This window comes from Nonomuraea sp. NPDC050478 (assembly GCF_044458265.1).
Classification (GTDB): domain Bacteria; phylum Actinomycetota; class Actinomycetes; order Streptosporangiales; family Streptosporangiaceae; genus Nonomuraea; species Nonomuraea ferruginea.
Genome location: NZ_JBITHT010000002.1, coordinates 1,208,880 through 1,223,144, shown reverse-complemented (window position 1 = coordinate 1,223,144; position 14,265 = coordinate 1,208,880). Strand labels below are relative to the sequence as shown.

The 14,265-nt window shown below is 73.3% G+C and carries 16 protein-coding genes; 11 read left to right on the top strand and 5 right to left on the bottom strand.

The features are described 5' to 3' along the window. Positions 1-35: 35 nt before the first annotated feature. From ACIBF7_RS13700 to ACIBF7_RS13690, 3 genes are read left to right on the top strand one after another with little or no spacing between them, the layout of a single operon-like run. The gene (locus tag ACIBF7_RS13700) at positions 36-383 is read left to right on the top strand and encodes a GntR family transcriptional regulator (protein ID WP_397197192.1); all 348 of its coding nucleotides are present in this window, start codon (positions 36-38) and stop codon (positions 381-383) included. Continuing rightward, positions 380-1,342: a hypothetical protein gene (locus ACIBF7_RS13695; protein ID WP_397197191.1), complete on the top strand. Its 963-nt coding sequence runs from the start codon at positions 380-382 to the stop codon at positions 1,340-1,342. Before ACIBF7_RS13700 ends, ACIBF7_RS13695 begins: the two co-directional genes overlap by 4 nt. Beyond that, complete coding sequence (locus ACIBF7_RS13690; protein ID WP_397197190.1) at positions 1,339-2,250, top strand: lysostaphin resistance A-like protein; 912 nt, start codon at positions 1,339-1,341, stop codon at positions 2,248-2,250. The genes ACIBF7_RS13695 and ACIBF7_RS13690 overlap by 4 nt, the downstream gene beginning before the upstream one ends. On the opposite strand, the gene ACIBF7_RS13685 is transcribed toward ACIBF7_RS13690, so the two are convergent. Then, positions 2,232-3,065: an adenosylcobinamide-GDP ribazoletransferase gene (locus ACIBF7_RS13685; protein WP_397197189.1), complete on the bottom strand. Its 834-nt coding sequence runs from the start codon at positions 3,063-3,065 to the stop codon at positions 2,232-2,234. The genes ACIBF7_RS13690 and ACIBF7_RS13685 overlap by 19 nt on opposite strands. Then, on the bottom strand, positions 3,062-3,784 hold the full coding sequence (locus ACIBF7_RS13680; RefSeq protein WP_397197188.1) for an aminoglycoside 3'-phosphotransferase: 723 nt from the start codon (positions 3,782-3,784) through the stop codon (positions 3,062-3,064). Before ACIBF7_RS13680 ends, ACIBF7_RS13685 begins: the two co-directional genes overlap by 4 nt. Before the next feature lie 67 nt (positions 3,785-3,851). On the opposite strand from ACIBF7_RS13680, the gene ACIBF7_RS13675 reads away from it, so the two are divergent. After that, a complete protein-coding gene (locus tag ACIBF7_RS13675) occupies positions 3,852-4,649 on the top strand; it encodes an ABC transporter ATP-binding protein (protein WP_148032830.1) in 798 nt (265 codons plus the stop codon). A 15-nt stretch (positions 4,650-4,664) separates the two neighbouring features. Here ACIBF7_RS13675 and ACIBF7_RS13670 read toward each other — a convergent pair whose 3' ends face one another. Then, positions 4,665-5,744, bottom strand: coding sequence for a bifunctional adenosylcobinamide kinase/adenosylcobinamide-phosphate guanylyltransferase (locus ACIBF7_RS13670; protein WP_397197187.1), 1,080 nt, complete (start codon positions 5,742-5,744; stop codon positions 4,665-4,667). 157 nt (positions 5,745-5,901) lie between these two features. Between ACIBF7_RS13670 and ACIBF7_RS13665 the strand changes: the two genes are divergently transcribed. Beyond that, entirely contained in the window at positions 5,902-6,108 is a 207-nt protein-coding gene (locus tag ACIBF7_RS13665) for a hypothetical protein (protein ID WP_148032828.1), read from the top strand. Between the two features lie 55 nt (positions 6,109-6,163). On the opposite strand, the gene ACIBF7_RS13660 is transcribed toward ACIBF7_RS13665, so the two are convergent. Continuing rightward, positions 6,164-7,165: an aldo/keto reductase family protein gene (locus ACIBF7_RS13660; protein ID WP_219544681.1), complete on the bottom strand. Its 1,002-nt coding sequence runs from the start codon at positions 7,163-7,165 to the stop codon at positions 6,164-6,166. Between the two features lie 82 nt (positions 7,166-7,247). Next, positions 7,248-7,832 (bottom strand): DUF3043 domain-containing protein, encoded by a 585-nt coding sequence (locus tag ACIBF7_RS13655; protein WP_261808686.1) that lies wholly within the window; start codon positions 7,830-7,832, stop codon positions 7,248-7,250. Positions 7,833-7,983: 151 nt separating this feature from the next. On the opposite strand from ACIBF7_RS13655, the gene ACIBF7_RS13650 reads away from it, so the two are divergent. The 6 genes from ACIBF7_RS13650 to ACIBF7_RS13625 all read left to right on the top strand — a co-directional run bounded on the left by ACIBF7_RS13650 (position 7,984) and on the right by ACIBF7_RS13625 (position 14,260). Continuing rightward, positions 7,984-8,805: a PspA/IM30 family protein gene (locus ACIBF7_RS13650; RefSeq protein WP_148032826.1), complete on the top strand. Its 822-nt coding sequence runs from the start codon at positions 7,984-7,986 to the stop codon at positions 8,803-8,805. Further along, the gene (locus tag ACIBF7_RS13645) at positions 8,802-9,080 is read left to right on the top strand and encodes a hypothetical protein (protein WP_148032825.1); all 279 of its coding nucleotides are present in this window, start codon (positions 8,802-8,804) and stop codon (positions 9,078-9,080) included. Before ACIBF7_RS13650 ends, ACIBF7_RS13645 begins: the two co-directional genes overlap by 4 nt. A gap of 4 nt (positions 9,081-9,084) precedes the next feature. Further along, a complete protein-coding gene (gene htpX, locus ACIBF7_RS13640; RefSeq protein ID WP_148032824.1) occupies positions 9,085-9,984 on the top strand; it encodes a zinc metalloprotease HtpX in 900 nt (299 codons plus the stop codon). 5 nt (positions 9,985-9,989) lie between these two features. Further along, entirely contained in the window at positions 9,990-10,547 is a 558-nt protein-coding gene (locus tag ACIBF7_RS13635) for a hypothetical protein (protein WP_271279994.1), read from the top strand. A 41-nt stretch (positions 10,548-10,588) separates the two neighbouring features. Next, complete coding sequence (locus tag ACIBF7_RS13630) at positions 10,589-11,953, top strand: alpha/beta fold hydrolase (protein WP_397197186.1); 1,365 nt, start codon at positions 10,589-10,591, stop codon at positions 11,951-11,953. A 123-nt stretch (positions 11,954-12,076) separates the two neighbouring features. Continuing rightward, positions 12,077-14,260, top strand: coding sequence for a protein kinase (locus tag ACIBF7_RS13625; protein ID WP_397197185.1), 2,184 nt, complete (start codon positions 12,077-12,079; stop codon positions 14,258-14,260). Positions 14,261-14,265: the final 5 nt, after the last annotated feature.

Here is a 14,265-nt window from a genome sequence, read left to right as displayed (position 1 = left end):
CTTCATGAAGACATGGTGCTAGTGTCATTAGCATCATGTTGCTGACGTTGGACCTCAACGACGCTCGTCCCCTGCACGAGCAGGTGGCCGCGGCCATCCGCCGCGCCATCGGCGAGGGCCGCTACGCCCAGGGAGACCGGCTGCCGCCGGCTCGCGACCTGGCGGCGGCGCTGGGCATCAACCCCAACACCGTGCTGCGCGCCATGCGCGAGCTGCGCGACGAAGGGCTGCTGGAGTTCCGGCGCGGGCGCGGCGTCAGCGTCGCCGCCCGCGCCGACGCGCGCACCCTGCTCCGCGAGCGGGCCCGCGAGCTGCTGGACGAGGCCCAGAGGTACGGATACGGCCGGGAGGATCTGATCGCCATACTCGAGGAGCTCGCATGAACCTGCGCACCATCGCCGTGCCGGCGGGCGCGGTCGTCGCCGTCGCGGTGGTGGGGCCGCCGCTGGCGCTGCGCGACCGGCTGCCCGACCCGATGGCCGTCCACTGGGGCCCCGGCATGGCCCCCGACAACGCCGTGTCCTTCCCCGTCCACCTGATCATGCAGGCGGCGCTGTGGGGCTTCCTGTGGCTGGGGCTGGTCGCCGCCGCGCGGCGGGCCAGGGACAGCAGGTCCGGGCGCGTGTCCTGGTGGGCGCTGTTCGCCGGCGGCGCGCTGTTCGCGATCAGCATCTCTGCCATGACGCTGCTGGCCAACCTCGACGTCCCGGCCTGGACGGACGCGCGGCTCAGCCCGCTGGCGGCGGTCGCGGTGCTCGTCGTGCCGCTGGCCGCCGCGGCGCTCTCCGGCTACCTGGGCAGGGGCGAGCCCGACCCGCTGTCCGGCGACGGGGAGCCGCCCAGGCTCACGCTGCGCAGCGGCCAGCGGGCCGTCTGGGTCAGCCGGATCAGCAACCCGTGGCCACTGCTCATCACCGCCGCCGGGGCAGCCGTGCTGTTCGCCCTCGGCACGCTGGACGTGACCGGGGTCGTCCGCCTGTCCAGCTTCGGCGCCGTGCTGCCCGCGCTGGTGATCGTGCTGGCGGTGGGGCTGTTCGCCTCCTCGCTCACGGCGCGGGTCAGCGAGGACGGGCTGGTGCTGGCCTTCGGGCCGTTCGGCTGGCCCGTCCGCCGCATCAGGCTCGACAAGATCGACCGGGCCTACACCGAGGATCGCCACCCGAGCCAGGTCGGCGGGTGGGGCGTGCGCGGCCTGCCCGGCAGGGCCACCATCATGCTGCGCGGCGGCGAGTGCCTGGTCCTGCGCTACCGCTCCGGCGGCCAGCTCGGCATCAGCATCGACGACGCCGAGCGCGGCGCCTCCCTGATCAACACCCTCATCGCGGAGAGGAGGACCGCGTGAAGCCGCTCCCCGTCTTCCTCGCCGTCGCCTTCGTCCTGTCCTGGCTCGTCGCCCTGCCGCTGTGGCTGGGCAGCGGTCTCGGACACCCGCTGATGCCGGTCTTCGGCATGCTGATGATGTTCACACCCACGCTGGGGGTGCTGGCGGCGTGGCGGGCGTCGCGGGTGCCGTTCCGCGAGTGGGCGCGCGAGACCGGGCTCACGCTCGGCGAGCGCAAGGGCCGCACCCTGCTGCTCGTGCTCGCCGCGTGGCTCGGCGTGCCCGCGCTGGTGGCCCTCGCGGCGGCGCTCAGCGTCGCGGCCGGGCTGCTCACCCTCGACCTCGACGGGCTCAGCCTCTACCGGGCGCAGCTGGAGGCGCAGAACGTGCCCGTGCCCGCCGGCCTGGCCACCGGCGTCGTCATCCAGTTCGTCATCGGCGTGGTGGCCGGGCCGCTGCTCAACGCCCTCCCCTCGCTGGGGGAGGAGTGGGGCTGGCGCGGCTATCTCGTGCCGAGGCTCACCGGCACCCGCGGCATCGTGGCCGGCCTGATGCTCTCGGGCGCCATCTGGGGGCTGTGGCACGCGCCGCTGACCCTGCTCGGCTACAACTACCCCAACCTGGGCGCCGGGGCCGCGCTCTACTTCACCGGCTTCTGCGTGGTGGCCGGGGTGGTGCTGGGATGGCTGCGGCTCCGCTCGGGCAGCGTGTGGCCGGCCGTCGTGGCGCACGGCTCGCTCAACGCGACCGCGGGCATCCTCCTGCTCCTCGGCGACGTCGCCGAGCCGCCCAACCTGGCGCTCGCCGGGCTGACCGGCCTCGTGGGCTGGGTCCTGCTCGCGATCCTCGGCGCGGTCCTGCTCAGGATCTTCCCGGTACGGGCACCGTCCGCCGATCGGCTCGCCGGGCGTCAGACGACCAGCACGTAGACCACGAGGGTCGCCGCGGCGGCGGTCTCCACGAGGGCGCCGAGCACGTCGCCGGTGATCCCGCCGAGCCTGCGCCGGGCATGGGCGAGCAGGAGCATCGCCAGCCCCAGCCCGGCCAGCAGCGCGACGGGCGGCCCGAGGACCCCCGGCCACGGCTCCCAGATCCCCGGTTCCAGCTGTTCCCGGTAGCGGAGCAGGTTCTGGAACGCCCCGGACGGTTCGGGCGCGGTCCACGACCTCACCAGCCCGGCGGCCGGGGCGAGGGCCGCCGTGACGACCAGGGCGGCGAGGGTCGCCAGGAGGGCGGTGCCGGTCCGTACCGTGCCCGCGACCATCGCGCCCAGCCCGTCGGGGCGGGCGGCGGGCACGGCGGGGCGGCAGGCCCAGGCGAGCGTCAGGCGGCCCGCCACGCACGCCGTGACCAGCCCGGCGGCCCCGGCCTCCGTCAGGGCGGCCGCCTGGACGAGGACCGTGAACAGCACGGCCATCACCCCGAACGGCCCGATGTCCGACTTTTTCATGATGTCGAGCGCCTGGGCGGCGGGCTTCCCGCTGCCCAGCCCGTCCGCCAGATCCGCGAGCCCGTCCAGGTGCAGCCCTCGCGTCAGCACCGCCAGCAGCCCGAGCGCCAGCGCCGCGCCGAGCAGCGGCGGCCCGGGCAGCAGCAGCGGCAGCGCGGCGACCGCGCCGAGCGCCAACCCCACGGCCGGGGCCAGTGCCATCGCCCGGCCCGCCGCCCCGCGGTCCACCCGCGTCACCCGTACCGGGAACACGGTGAGCGTGCCGAGCGCGAGCCGCAGCCCGGCGGCGCTCAAAGCAGCTCTGCCAGCAGCCGGTAGTAGGAGAGCCTGGCCTCGTCGACCTCGGCGGGCCCGTACGCGGCCAGGAGGTCGGCGGCGGCCCGCCCGTCCAGCTCGCGCAGCGCGACGGCCAGGTCCACGTGGCGGTCGGCCACGCCGAGCTCGCCGACGTCGACCAGGATCGCCTCGCCCGAGCCGGAGGCGAGCACGTTGGCGGGGGTGAAGTCGCCGTGCGTGACCACCAGATCCTCGCCGGCCGGCCGCTCCGCCAGGAGCCTGTCGTACACCTGCTCGGGCGTGAGGCCGGCGTGGTCGCCGTGGAAGCGGGCGGGGTCGACCAGCCCGGCGCGCACGTGACCGGCCGCCCTGGACAGCTTGACGTCCAGCCGCTCGTCGAAGGGGCACTCCGCCACCGGGATCCCGTGCAGCTCGCGCAGCGCCCGCCCCATGATCGTGCCGGCGTCCGGCGGCGGCCTGTGGTCGAGGCTCCGCCAGCCCGCCTCGGCCAGCACCAGCACGTCGCCCTCGAACGCCACCACGTCCGGCACGCTCGCCCACCGCTTGAGCCACCGCAGCCGCTCGTGCTCGGCCACCGCCACCGGGCCCTGCTTGATGAAGAACTCGCCGTGCGGTCCCGTCACCCGCAGCGTCTCGGCACTCAGGTCCGCGTGGTCGTCCGACCAGATCGCGTCTTCGCCGCCGACCAGATCGAAGACGTTCTCAGGGAAGCGCATGAGGACCGATCCTACGGGTGACGGCGATCGCGGCGGCCTGTCACCCGGTGTCCCATAGGCTTGCCGGATGCACGTGGTTGAACTCGAAGGCGTAGGCGTCCGGGTCGTCGGCAAGACCCTGCTGGACGCGGTCGACTGGCACGTGGCCTACGGCGACCACTGGGTGGTCCTGGGCCCCAACGGCGCGGGCAAGACGACGCTGCTGTCGCTCGCGGCGGCCGTGCGCCACCCGACCGTGGGCGCCGTGACCGTGCTCGGCCACCGGCTCGGCCGCGTCGACCTGCGCGAGCTGCGCCGCCATATCGGCCTGGTCTCCTCCAGCCAGCACCTGATCGACGAGAGCCTGATGGAGGAGGAGGGCGCGACCGCCCACACCGTGGTCCTCACCGGCCACACCGGCACCAGCGCCCCGCTCTGGGACCGCTACGGCGACGCCGAGCACGACCGGGCCAGGCGGCTGCTCGCCGACCTCGGCTGCAAGGACCTCGCCGACCGGCGGTTCCGGGTGTGCTCGCAAGGGGAGCAGGCCCGGATCCGGGTGGCCAGGGCGCTCATGGCCGACCCGGCGGTGCTGCTCCTCGACGAGCCGTTCGCCGGGCTCGACCTGCCGGCCCGCGAGGACCTCATCGACGCCGTCGAGGGCCTGGCGGAGACCCGGCCGGTGCTCACCACCGTCACGGTCACCCACCACCTGGAGGAGGTGCCGTCGACGACCACCCACGCCCTGCTGCTGCGCGAGGGGCGGGTGCTGGCGGCGGGTCCGGTGGCCGACGTGCTCACCCCGGCCAACCTGTCCGACTGCTTCGGCCTCCCGCTCCACGTCGACCGGCTGCACGGCCGCTGGTACGCCCGCTCCGTCCGCTGACGTCAGCAGCCGACGTCAGAGGGGGAGCGGCCGGCCCGCCACGACCAGCGTGACGTCCTCCGACTCGGCCGCCAGCCGCTCGTTCAGCCGGCCGAGCGCGTCACGGAAGGCGCGGCCGCTCGCCGTGGCCGGCACCACGCCCATGCCGGCCTCGTCCGATACCGCCACGACGCGCCCGGGCGCCCGCCGCCAGGCGCTCACCAGCTCGTCGCACCGCTCGTCCACCGGCGTGCGGTCGCCGTCCCACGCGCCGTGCTCGTCGAAGACCGCCGCCAGCCACGTGCCCAGGCCGTCGACCAGAAGCGGGGCCGTGGCCGCGCGGATCGCCCCGGCCAGGTCCGTGGTCTCCTCGGTGTCCCAGTGCGCGGGCCGCCGCGCCCGATGGGCGCGCACCCGGGCCGCCCACTCCGCGTCGCCCTCCGCCGAAGGGCCGGTCGCGACGTACGTGACGTACGGCTCCGCCGCCAGCCGCAGCTCGGCCTCTGCCGACTTGCCGGAACGCGACCCGCCCAGGATCAGCGCCCGTCGCGCCGGGGGCACGGCCTCCCCCTCGACGCCGCCCGGCTGTCCGGGGTGGCGTGCGGTTCCGTCCGGGGGTCGTCCGGTCGTGAGCGCGGTCGCCTTCGGCGGCGGCCCGCCTGCGTGGAGGACGGTCCCGTCCGGCACGGTGACGGCGCCCCACAGGCGCAGCCGCCGGCGCAGCTCGGCCGCGGACCGGACGCGGTGGTCCAGGCCGACGGCGACGACCTGGGTCTCGCCGGTGACCGCGCCGGACCGCCGCAGCGCCCCGAGCCTCTCGGGGCGGTCCAGGAGGTCGATCAGGACGACGTCGTACGGGACCGCCGCGTCGAGCGGTGCCTCCCGATCGGCGGGCACGCACAGCACCCGACGCCCGTCCGGCCCCGCGAGCCCCAGCCCGCCCGCGAGCACCTCGTAACCGCGCGGCGCCGCCGCCCACGGGAACGCCACCACGTCGTCGACGACCAGGCCGAACGGCCGTCGGCCTGGCCGGTCGGCCGTAGCACAGGACGCGCACGGGCACCCCGGCTCCGGCCAGCCTCCCGCCCCCGCGGTGCCGGTGAGAAGAAGCCTCATCGCGCCGAGCGTACAAACCCGGGGGAGGAGGCCGCGCGGCGGGGGCCGATCATGGAGGGGAGCGGGCGCGCGGGATCGATCACGTGCCGCGGCCGGAGTAGGGTTCCAATGCCGCCGGGGGGTGTGCCGGCGGGCCGGCGGAGAAGGAGCGAATGGCATGACATGGCGTTGGCGTTACGAGGACGCGCACGGCGGTGAGGTGACGGACCGTCCCTTGCCCCGTGAGGTCTTTCCCAGCCAGGCCGACGCCGAGTCGTGGCTCGGCGAGAACTGGCGTGAGCTGCTCGACTCGGGGGTCGAACAGGTGGCGCTCCTCGAAGAGGAACGGGTCGAGTACCGAGGGCTGTCGCTGCGCCAGGAGTGACGTCCCCGCGAACGGGACGACCCCTTGAGCCCCGGGCTCAAGGGGTCGTCGCTCGTCAGGGACGCTTCGGCGGGCTCGCCGTCTTGCCGGGGTCGCGCTCGACCAGCGAGCCGAGCACGTCGTCGATGCGCTTCATCACCTCGGCCTCGAGCTTGACGCCCGCCGCCTTGACGTTGTCGCGCACCTGGTCGGGGCGGCTGGCGCCGACGATGGCGCTGGAGACGTTCGGGTTCTGCAGCACCCACGCCACGGCCAGCTGCGCCATCGACAGCCCCAGGTCGGCGGCGATCGGCTTGAGCTCCTGCACCTTCGCCAGCACGTCGTCCTTCATGAACCGGGCGATCATGCCCGCGCCGCCCGCCTGGTCGGTGGCCCGGGAGCCCTCGGGCGGGGCCTGGCCGGGCAGATACTTGCCGGTGAGCACGCCCTGCGCGATAGGCGACCAGACGATCTGGCCGACGCCCTCGCGCTCGCACAGCGGCACGATCTCGCCCTCGATGACCCGCCAGAGCATCGAGTACTGAGGCTGGTTGGAGACGATGCGGTCGAAGCCCATCTGATCGGCGATCTTCAGCGCCTCGGCGATCTGGGGCGCCGACCACTCGCTGACGCCCACGTACAGGACCTTGCCCTGCCGTACGAGGTCGTCGAAGGTCTTGAGCGTCTCCTCCAGCGGGGTCTCATAGTCGAAGCGGTGCGCCTGGTAGAGGTCCACGTAGTCGGTCTGCAGGCGGCGCAGCGAGGCGTGGATGGACTCGGTGATGTGCTTGCGCGACAGGCCCCGGTCGTTGCGGCCCTTGCCGGTGGGCCAGTAGACCTTGGTGAAGATCTCCAGCGACTCCCTGCGGACGCCCTTCAGCGCCCTGCCGAGCACCTCCTCGGCCTTGGTGCCCGCGTAGACGTCCGCGGTGTCGAACGTGGTGATGCCCTCGTCGAGCGCCGCCTGCACGCACAGCTTGGCGGCGTCCTCCTCGACCTGGGAGCCGTGGGTGAGCCAGTTGCCGTAGCTGATCTCGCTGACCATGAGACCGCTGCGGCCGAGGTGACGGAATTCCATGGATCAGACCTTATGGCTTCATGCCGGAAGATCCGCCCGTGGTCCGGCGGAGGCGTGCTGCGGCGGGGTTCCGCGCGCGGGTCTACTTCTTCGGCGGCACCGGCTTGCCGCCCGGCAGCAGCGTGGGCGGAGGGAAGCGCAGCCTGCGGATCTGCAGGGCGCGCATCGCGGCGTAGAAGCCCACCCCGCGCAGCGACTCGTCCGGCAGCTTCGCCGCCACCTCGCGCTTGACCTTCCAGGACACGTAGACGGACGTGAAGACCACGCCCACCATCATCACCGGCCAGCCCACCACGATCACCGCGTTGAGCACCTGGACGCGGACGGCCGGCGGCCACGGCACCCAGGTCGCCAGCAGGATCAGCAGCGAGAACGGCAGGAAGTACTGGCTGGGCAGCCGGCGGGAGTCGACCCAGTCGCGCGCGAACTTGCGCGCCGGGCCCTTGTCGCGCGCGGGGAGGTAGCGCTCGTCGCCCGCGAGCATGCCCCTGCGGGCCCGCTCACGCTCGGCGGTCTGCTTGGCCCGCATCTGCCGATAGGCCTCTTTGCGGTCCTTCGGCGCGCTCACCGGCTGGCGTCGTCTGCTCTCGGCGTCCCGGCGCTTGGGAGTGGGACGGCCCTTGCCCTGGGGCTTAGGATCGTCAGAGGGGACGGGGGAGTCGTCCACGGAGGTTTGGGAACGGCGTCGCAACACGTCTCAACCCTACCTGGACTGCAACTTAGTGACGCCCTCGTGCGTTATGCGTAGGGTAATCCCAAGGCGGCTGCGCTGCACTGGGTGACCACAGCACGACCGAAGAAGGGGACGGCCGACGCGCATGAGCGTGATGAAGAGACTTTCAATGATCTTCAAGTCCAAGGCCAACAAGGCCTTGGACAAGATGGAGGATCCACGCGAGACCCTCGACTACTCCTATCAGCGGCAGCTGGAGCTGCTGCAGAAGGTGCGTCGCGGGGTGGCGGACGTCGCCACTTCTCGCAAGCGTGTGGAGCTGCAGATCAATGGCCTTGAGCAGCAGAGCAAGCGTCTTGAGGAGCAGGGCCGCAAGGCGTTGTCCGTGGGGCGCGAGGACCTCGCCAGGGAGGCGCTGCAGCGCCGCTCCAACCTCCAGGCACAGATCGGTGACCTCAGGGTCCAGCACGACAACCTGCAGGGTGAGGAGGAGAAGCTGACCACCGCCTCGCAGCGGCTGCAGGCCAAGGTCGACTCCTTCCGCACCAAGAAGGAGACCATCAAGGCGACCTACACCGCCGCCGAGGCGCAGACGCGCATCAACGAGGCTTTCTCCGGCATTTCCGAGGAGATGGGCGACGTCGGCCTCGCGATCCAGCGCGCCGAGGACAAGACCGCCCAGATGCAGGCACGCGCCGGCGCCATCGACGAGCTGCTCGCCAGCGGCGCGCTCGACGACTACAGCGGCAGCCGCGGCGACGACATCCAGGCCGAGCTCGACCGCATGGGCGGCGGCATGGACGTCGAGCTGGAGCTGGCCAGGATGAAGTCCGAGCTCGGCCAGGGCCCCGCTCCGCAGTCCGCCATCGAGCAGGGCCAGCAGCCGCCGCAGCAGCAGGCTCAGCCCCAGCAGCAGGCTCAGCCCCAGCAGACCCAGCAGCTTCGTCAGCCTGGGGAGGGCGCATGATCGTCAGGATTATGGGCGAGGGTCAGATCGAGATCTCGCCCGAGGACATCGCGGTGCTCAACGACCTCGACAGCGAGCTCGAGGCGGCCATCGACGCGGGCGACGAGAAGGCGTTCCGCGTCAAGCTGCACGCGCTGCTCGACAAGGTGCGCCATGTAGGCAAGAGCCTGCCGGACGACTCCCTGGAGCCTTCTGAGCTGATCCTTCCCCCCGCGGACGCCTCTATCGAGGAGGTCCGGGAGATGCTGGGAGACCAGGGCCTGATTCCGGGCTGAGCCGATGAAGACCAGGTTCGCGCCCGACAGCGGCCTCACCCGCCGGATGGTCGCGACGATGTTCCTTCTCGGCCTGCTCTACGTGGTGTTCGTCGGCGTCCTCATCGCCTTGGGGGCGCAGGCGGTCACCGTGCTGGTGATCGCGGGGGTCCTGCTGTTCGTGCAGTACTTCCTGTCCGACCGCATCGCGCTGTTCGCGATGCACGGCCGGGAGGTCTCGCCCCAGGAGGCCCCCGAGCTCCACGGCATGATCGATCGGCTGTGCGCGATGGCCGACATGCCCAAGCCCCGGGTGGCGATCGCGCAGTCAGACGTCCCCAACGCGTTCGCCACCGGGCGCAACCGCAAGAAGGCCGTCGTCTGCGTGACGACCGGCATCCTGCGCAGACTGGAGCCGCGCGAGCTCGAAGGGGTGCTGGCCCACGAGCTGTCGCACGTCGCCCACCGCGACGTGGTGGTGATGACGATCGCGTCGTTCCTGGGCATCGTGGCCGGGCTGATGACGCGCGTCGCACTCTATACCGGGCTCGGCAACCGCCGCGGCAACGGCCAGGGCGGCCTGCCCATCGGGCTGATCGTCATGGTCGTCTCGATCGTGGTGTACGCGGTCAGCTTCCTGCTCACGCGAGCACTGTCGCGCTACCGCGAACTGTCGGCCGACCGGGCGGCCGCGCTGCTCACCCAGCAGCCGTCGGCCCTGTCGAGCGCGCTGGTCAAGATCTCCGGGGACATGGCCAGGATCCCCACCCGCGATCTGCGCGACGCGGAGCCGTTCAACGCGTTCTACTTCGCGCCCGCCCGGGCCAAGGGGGAGACGCTGGCCAACCTGTTCTCCACCCACCCGCCGCTGGAGCGACGGCTGGACCAGCTCGCGAAGATCTCCAACCAACTCGGAAGGGGCTGAGCGCGATGGGTTGGCTCGATGCCATCCTGGGCCGGACGAAGCCGGTCAAACCCGATCTCGACGCGTTGTTCGCACTGCCGTCGGCGGCCGTGACCCTCCAGGCGGCGACCGGCATGGTGCCGACCGGCACCGGCTCGGTGTCGTTCCGCGCGGCCGAGGGCGGCGCCTTCGCCACCCTGGAGCGCGACGTCAAGGACCTGCTCGGCGGCCGGGTGGAGGAGTTCACCGACAGCTACGGCTACACCTGGCTGCTGGTGCGCCGGACGCCCGACGCGGTCGGCGACCTGGTCACCGAGCTGCACGCGGTCAACTCCTCGCTGGAGGACGCCGGGTTCGGCCCGTCGCTGCTGTGCTCGCTGGTGTCGTTCGCCGACCCCGACGGCAGGCGGCTGGCCGTCGTCTACCTCTACAAGCGCGGCACCTTCTACCCGTTCGCGCCGCTGTCGGGACAGCGCCGCGACAACGCCCTGGAGCTGCAGGCGCGCGGGGTGCTCGACGGCGAGCTGCCGCTGGAGGAGGACCTCAGCCGCTGGTTCCCGGTCTGGGGCGCTCCCGGGCTCTGACGCTTCACGGCCCCGGTCGCCCACGGTGATGTAATCATCACGTGGAGCGAAGGTTGTGCGTGCTGGCCGCGTCCGCGTTCATCGGGGCCGCGCTGCTGTCCAGCGCGTGGGTCACCGGCCAGCTGACGACGCCGCGGGTCGACAGGGCCCACGGCTACGTCGGCGAGCTCGCGGCCCGCGACCAGGAGTGGACCCGCCTGTTCAGGGTCAGCGACGTGCTGGCCGGGCTGGCCTGCCTGGCCGGCGTGGCGCTCGCGCCCCGGGTCCGCCAGGAGTGGCAGGGCTGGCTCGCGCTGGCCTCGGCCGGCCTGCTGACCGCGCTCGCCGGCCTGTTCCCGATGGACTGCGCCGTGCTCAGCGACCCGGCCTGCGTCCCCGCCACCCTCTCCCACCACGCGCACGTCGCCGCCGCGGTGCTCGCCGCGGTCGCCGTGCCGGTCTCCATGGCGGTGCTCAGCGCCCGCTGGCGCGCCACCGGGGCGTGGCTGCTCACCGGGCTGACCGCCGTCGCCGGCGCGCTCACCCTGGTGACGGCCGCCTCCGGCCAGCTCGCCGGGCTCGCCCAGCGGGGGCTGGTCACGCTGGTCGCCGTCTGGCTGGTGTACGTGGCCGTACGGCTGCTCGAATCGGACGCCACCGTCCTGATGCCGGGCCCCCTGCACGTCGTCCGTGAGGGCTCGGGCCCGGCCGTGCTGATCGCATGCGGTCCGGGCGGCGCCTGGTGCCACTGGGACGCGATCGCCGCCGACCTGGCGCGTGACCGCCTCGTCATCCGGTTCGACCGCCCGGGGCTCGGGCTGAGCCCCGCGTCCCCCGTACCTCCGACCCTGTACGGCGAGGCGGCGCGGCTGGCCGCGCTCGCCCCTGAGCACCCCGAACGGGTCACGGTGGTCGCGCACGCCGTCGCCGCCTGGCACGCCGAGGCGTTCGCCCGGCTGCACCCGCTGCGCGTGGCCCGGCTCGTGCTCGTGGACCCGGCCTGCCCGCCTCCGCCGGGGCGCGGCACCTCCTCGATCGGGCGGGCGCTCGGCGCGTGGCTGCCCGCGCTGGGCGGCACGTGGGGCGCGGCCGCGCTGGCCCGCCTGGCCGGGCCGGTGGCGCACCGGCTGATCGCGGGCTGCGCCGACACCCACCGCCTCTACCGGGGCGGGCGGGTGGCCGCCGCGATCGCGGGGGAGTGGCTGGCCCGCCGCGACATGGCCGTCGAGCTGCGCGAGATCAGGGCCGAGCATCGCCTGCCCGCCGTGCCCGTGACCGTGATCCGCACACGGCGGAGGTCCGCGGGCTGCCCGGAACGGCTGGCCGCGCAGCTGAACGCGCGCCTCGTGCACCTGCCCGCCCACCGGTCCGCACCGGGGCTGCGGCTGCGTCCGCACGCGTTGCGGGCCATCGCCGACGCGGTCTGACGGCGTGAAAAGGTGACGCGGACCGCCGCGAGCCGCGACAATGTCCAGAAGTCATGACGTAGGCCACAAGTGGGGAATATCGTGCCGGACCTCGCGCCTCTGCGCCCAGGGGACCCTGCCTCGGTGGGGGCGTACACGCTGGCCGGACGGATCGGTGAAGGCGGGCAGGGCCTCGTCTTCCTCGCGACCGCCCCCGACGGAGCCAGGGTGGCGGTCAAACTGCTCCGCACCGACCTGGCCGGGGACGAGGAGGCGTCGGTACGGTTCGTCCGCGAGGTCGAGCTGGCCCGGCGGGTGTCGCCGTTCTGCACCGCCCAGATGATCGAGACGGGGCTGGTCAACGGGCGCCCGTACATCGTCAGCGAGTACATCGACGGCCCCACGCTGGCCGACGTGGTGCGGACCGAGGGACCGCGGTCCGGCACCTCGCTGCACCGGCTGGCCATCGGCACCGTCACCGCGCTGGTGGCCATCCACCAGGCCGGGATCGTGCACCGGGACTTCAAGCCGTCCAACGTGGTGCTGGCCTCCGACGGGCCCCGGGTGATCGACTTCGGCATCGCGAAGGCGCTCGACCTGACCTCCACGCTCACGGCCAGCGCGATCGGGACGCCGTCGTTCATGGCGCCGGAGCAGTTCAGCGCCGGGAGCCCGGGAGCGGCGGCGGACATGTTCGCCTGGGCCTGCACGCTGCTGTACGCGGCCTCGGGGCAGGCGCCGTTCGGCCAGGACAGCGTCCCGGCGGTGGTGAACCGGATCATGAACACCGATGCGGACGTCGGCGTCATCGCCGACCCGGCGCTGCGGTCGCTGGTGGCCGACTGCCTGGCCAAGGACCCGTCCAGGCGGCCCACCGCCCAGCAGGCGCTGATGCGCCTCCTGGGGCAGTCGCAGGACGCCCCGTGGGCGAACCCCGCGGGTCCGGGGACGCCTGCCGGGTCCTTCCCGGGTGGCGCGGGTGTCATGGGCGGATTCTCCGCTCCGGGAGCGGCCGGGGGTTCGGGCCCGTACCCGGGTGGTCCCGGCATGCCCGCCGGCTCCTTACCGGGCGGCGCCGGTGTCCCCGGCGGGTTCTCCGGGAGCGGCGCTCCAGGCCCGTATCAGGGCGGGTACGGGGCGGACGCGGCGGGGCTGCTGTGGCAGGGGAGCGCCGCCGCGGCCGGGCCGGGCCACGCGCCGCGTCCCGCCGGCCCCGGCCAGGCGCCGTACGGGCCGTACGGGCACGGGCCGTATCCTCCCCCCATGCGCCCGGGCAAGGGGCGCGGGACCGGATGGATCGTGGCGGGCGCCGCCGTGGCCACGGTCGTGCTCGTGGCCGCCGGCGCCTTCGTGGTGAGCAGGCTGGCCCTGCCCGACGTGACGCCCACGCCGTCCCCCACGCAGGCCGCCACCAGCGCGGCGCCCACGCCCACGCCGACCCCCACGCCGGAGGCCAGGACGATCCGGCTCGCAGCCACCTCCGTCGAGCTGGAGGAGCGCTCCTCCGACCCCATCAAGCTGGCCTCCTACACGACGGAGAGCGGCAAGAAGCTCTACGTCAGGCAGCCCGGCACCGACCGGTTCGGCCGCGACTCGCGCTACTTCGAGTACGTGCTCAACCACGACGGCAGCCGGGCGCTCGGCACCGACGTCGACTACAGCACCGGCCGCAAGGCGCTGCTGTCGGTCATCGACCACCGCACCGGGGACAGGCGGGCCATCGAGGTCAGCGACGCCCCGATCTTCCCCACCACCCCGCGCTGGTCGCCCGACGGGAAGCTCGCCCTGGTCACCCTGTACCGGGCCACCGACTCCGAGAGCGTCGAGTACGGGTACGGCATCGTCGACGTGGACGCCGGCACCGCGCGCACGTACGAGATCAAGCAGAAGGGCGCGGGCGAGTGGCGGTTCTTCTGGAACTCCGGCGGTGACGAGGTCGGCACCTGGGTGAACGGCCGGATGACGTTCTACGACCTGAACGGCGGGAAGCTGCGCACCCTGCCGAAGGCGGGCGAGCCGGTGTGGGTGGAAGGCGACGACGTGTCGCCCGGCGGCGACCGGTTCCTCGCCCACTGCGCGCCCGCCTCCGCCACCATCTGCGCGCACCCCACCAGCGGCGACGGCGAGGCCGACCGGGTGCCGTTCACCAGCGAGAGGCTGATCGGCTGGTGGGACGGCGAGCACCTGGCCGTGTGGCGGGCCAAGGGCGCCGGGTTCGAGGCCGTGGTGATCGACCTGTCGGGGAAGGTACAGAGGGTGCTCGCGACCGCCCCGAAACGGTCAGAGTTCGACAAAATGGCATTCCGATTCAGCAGGGGAACACCCTAGAGGCC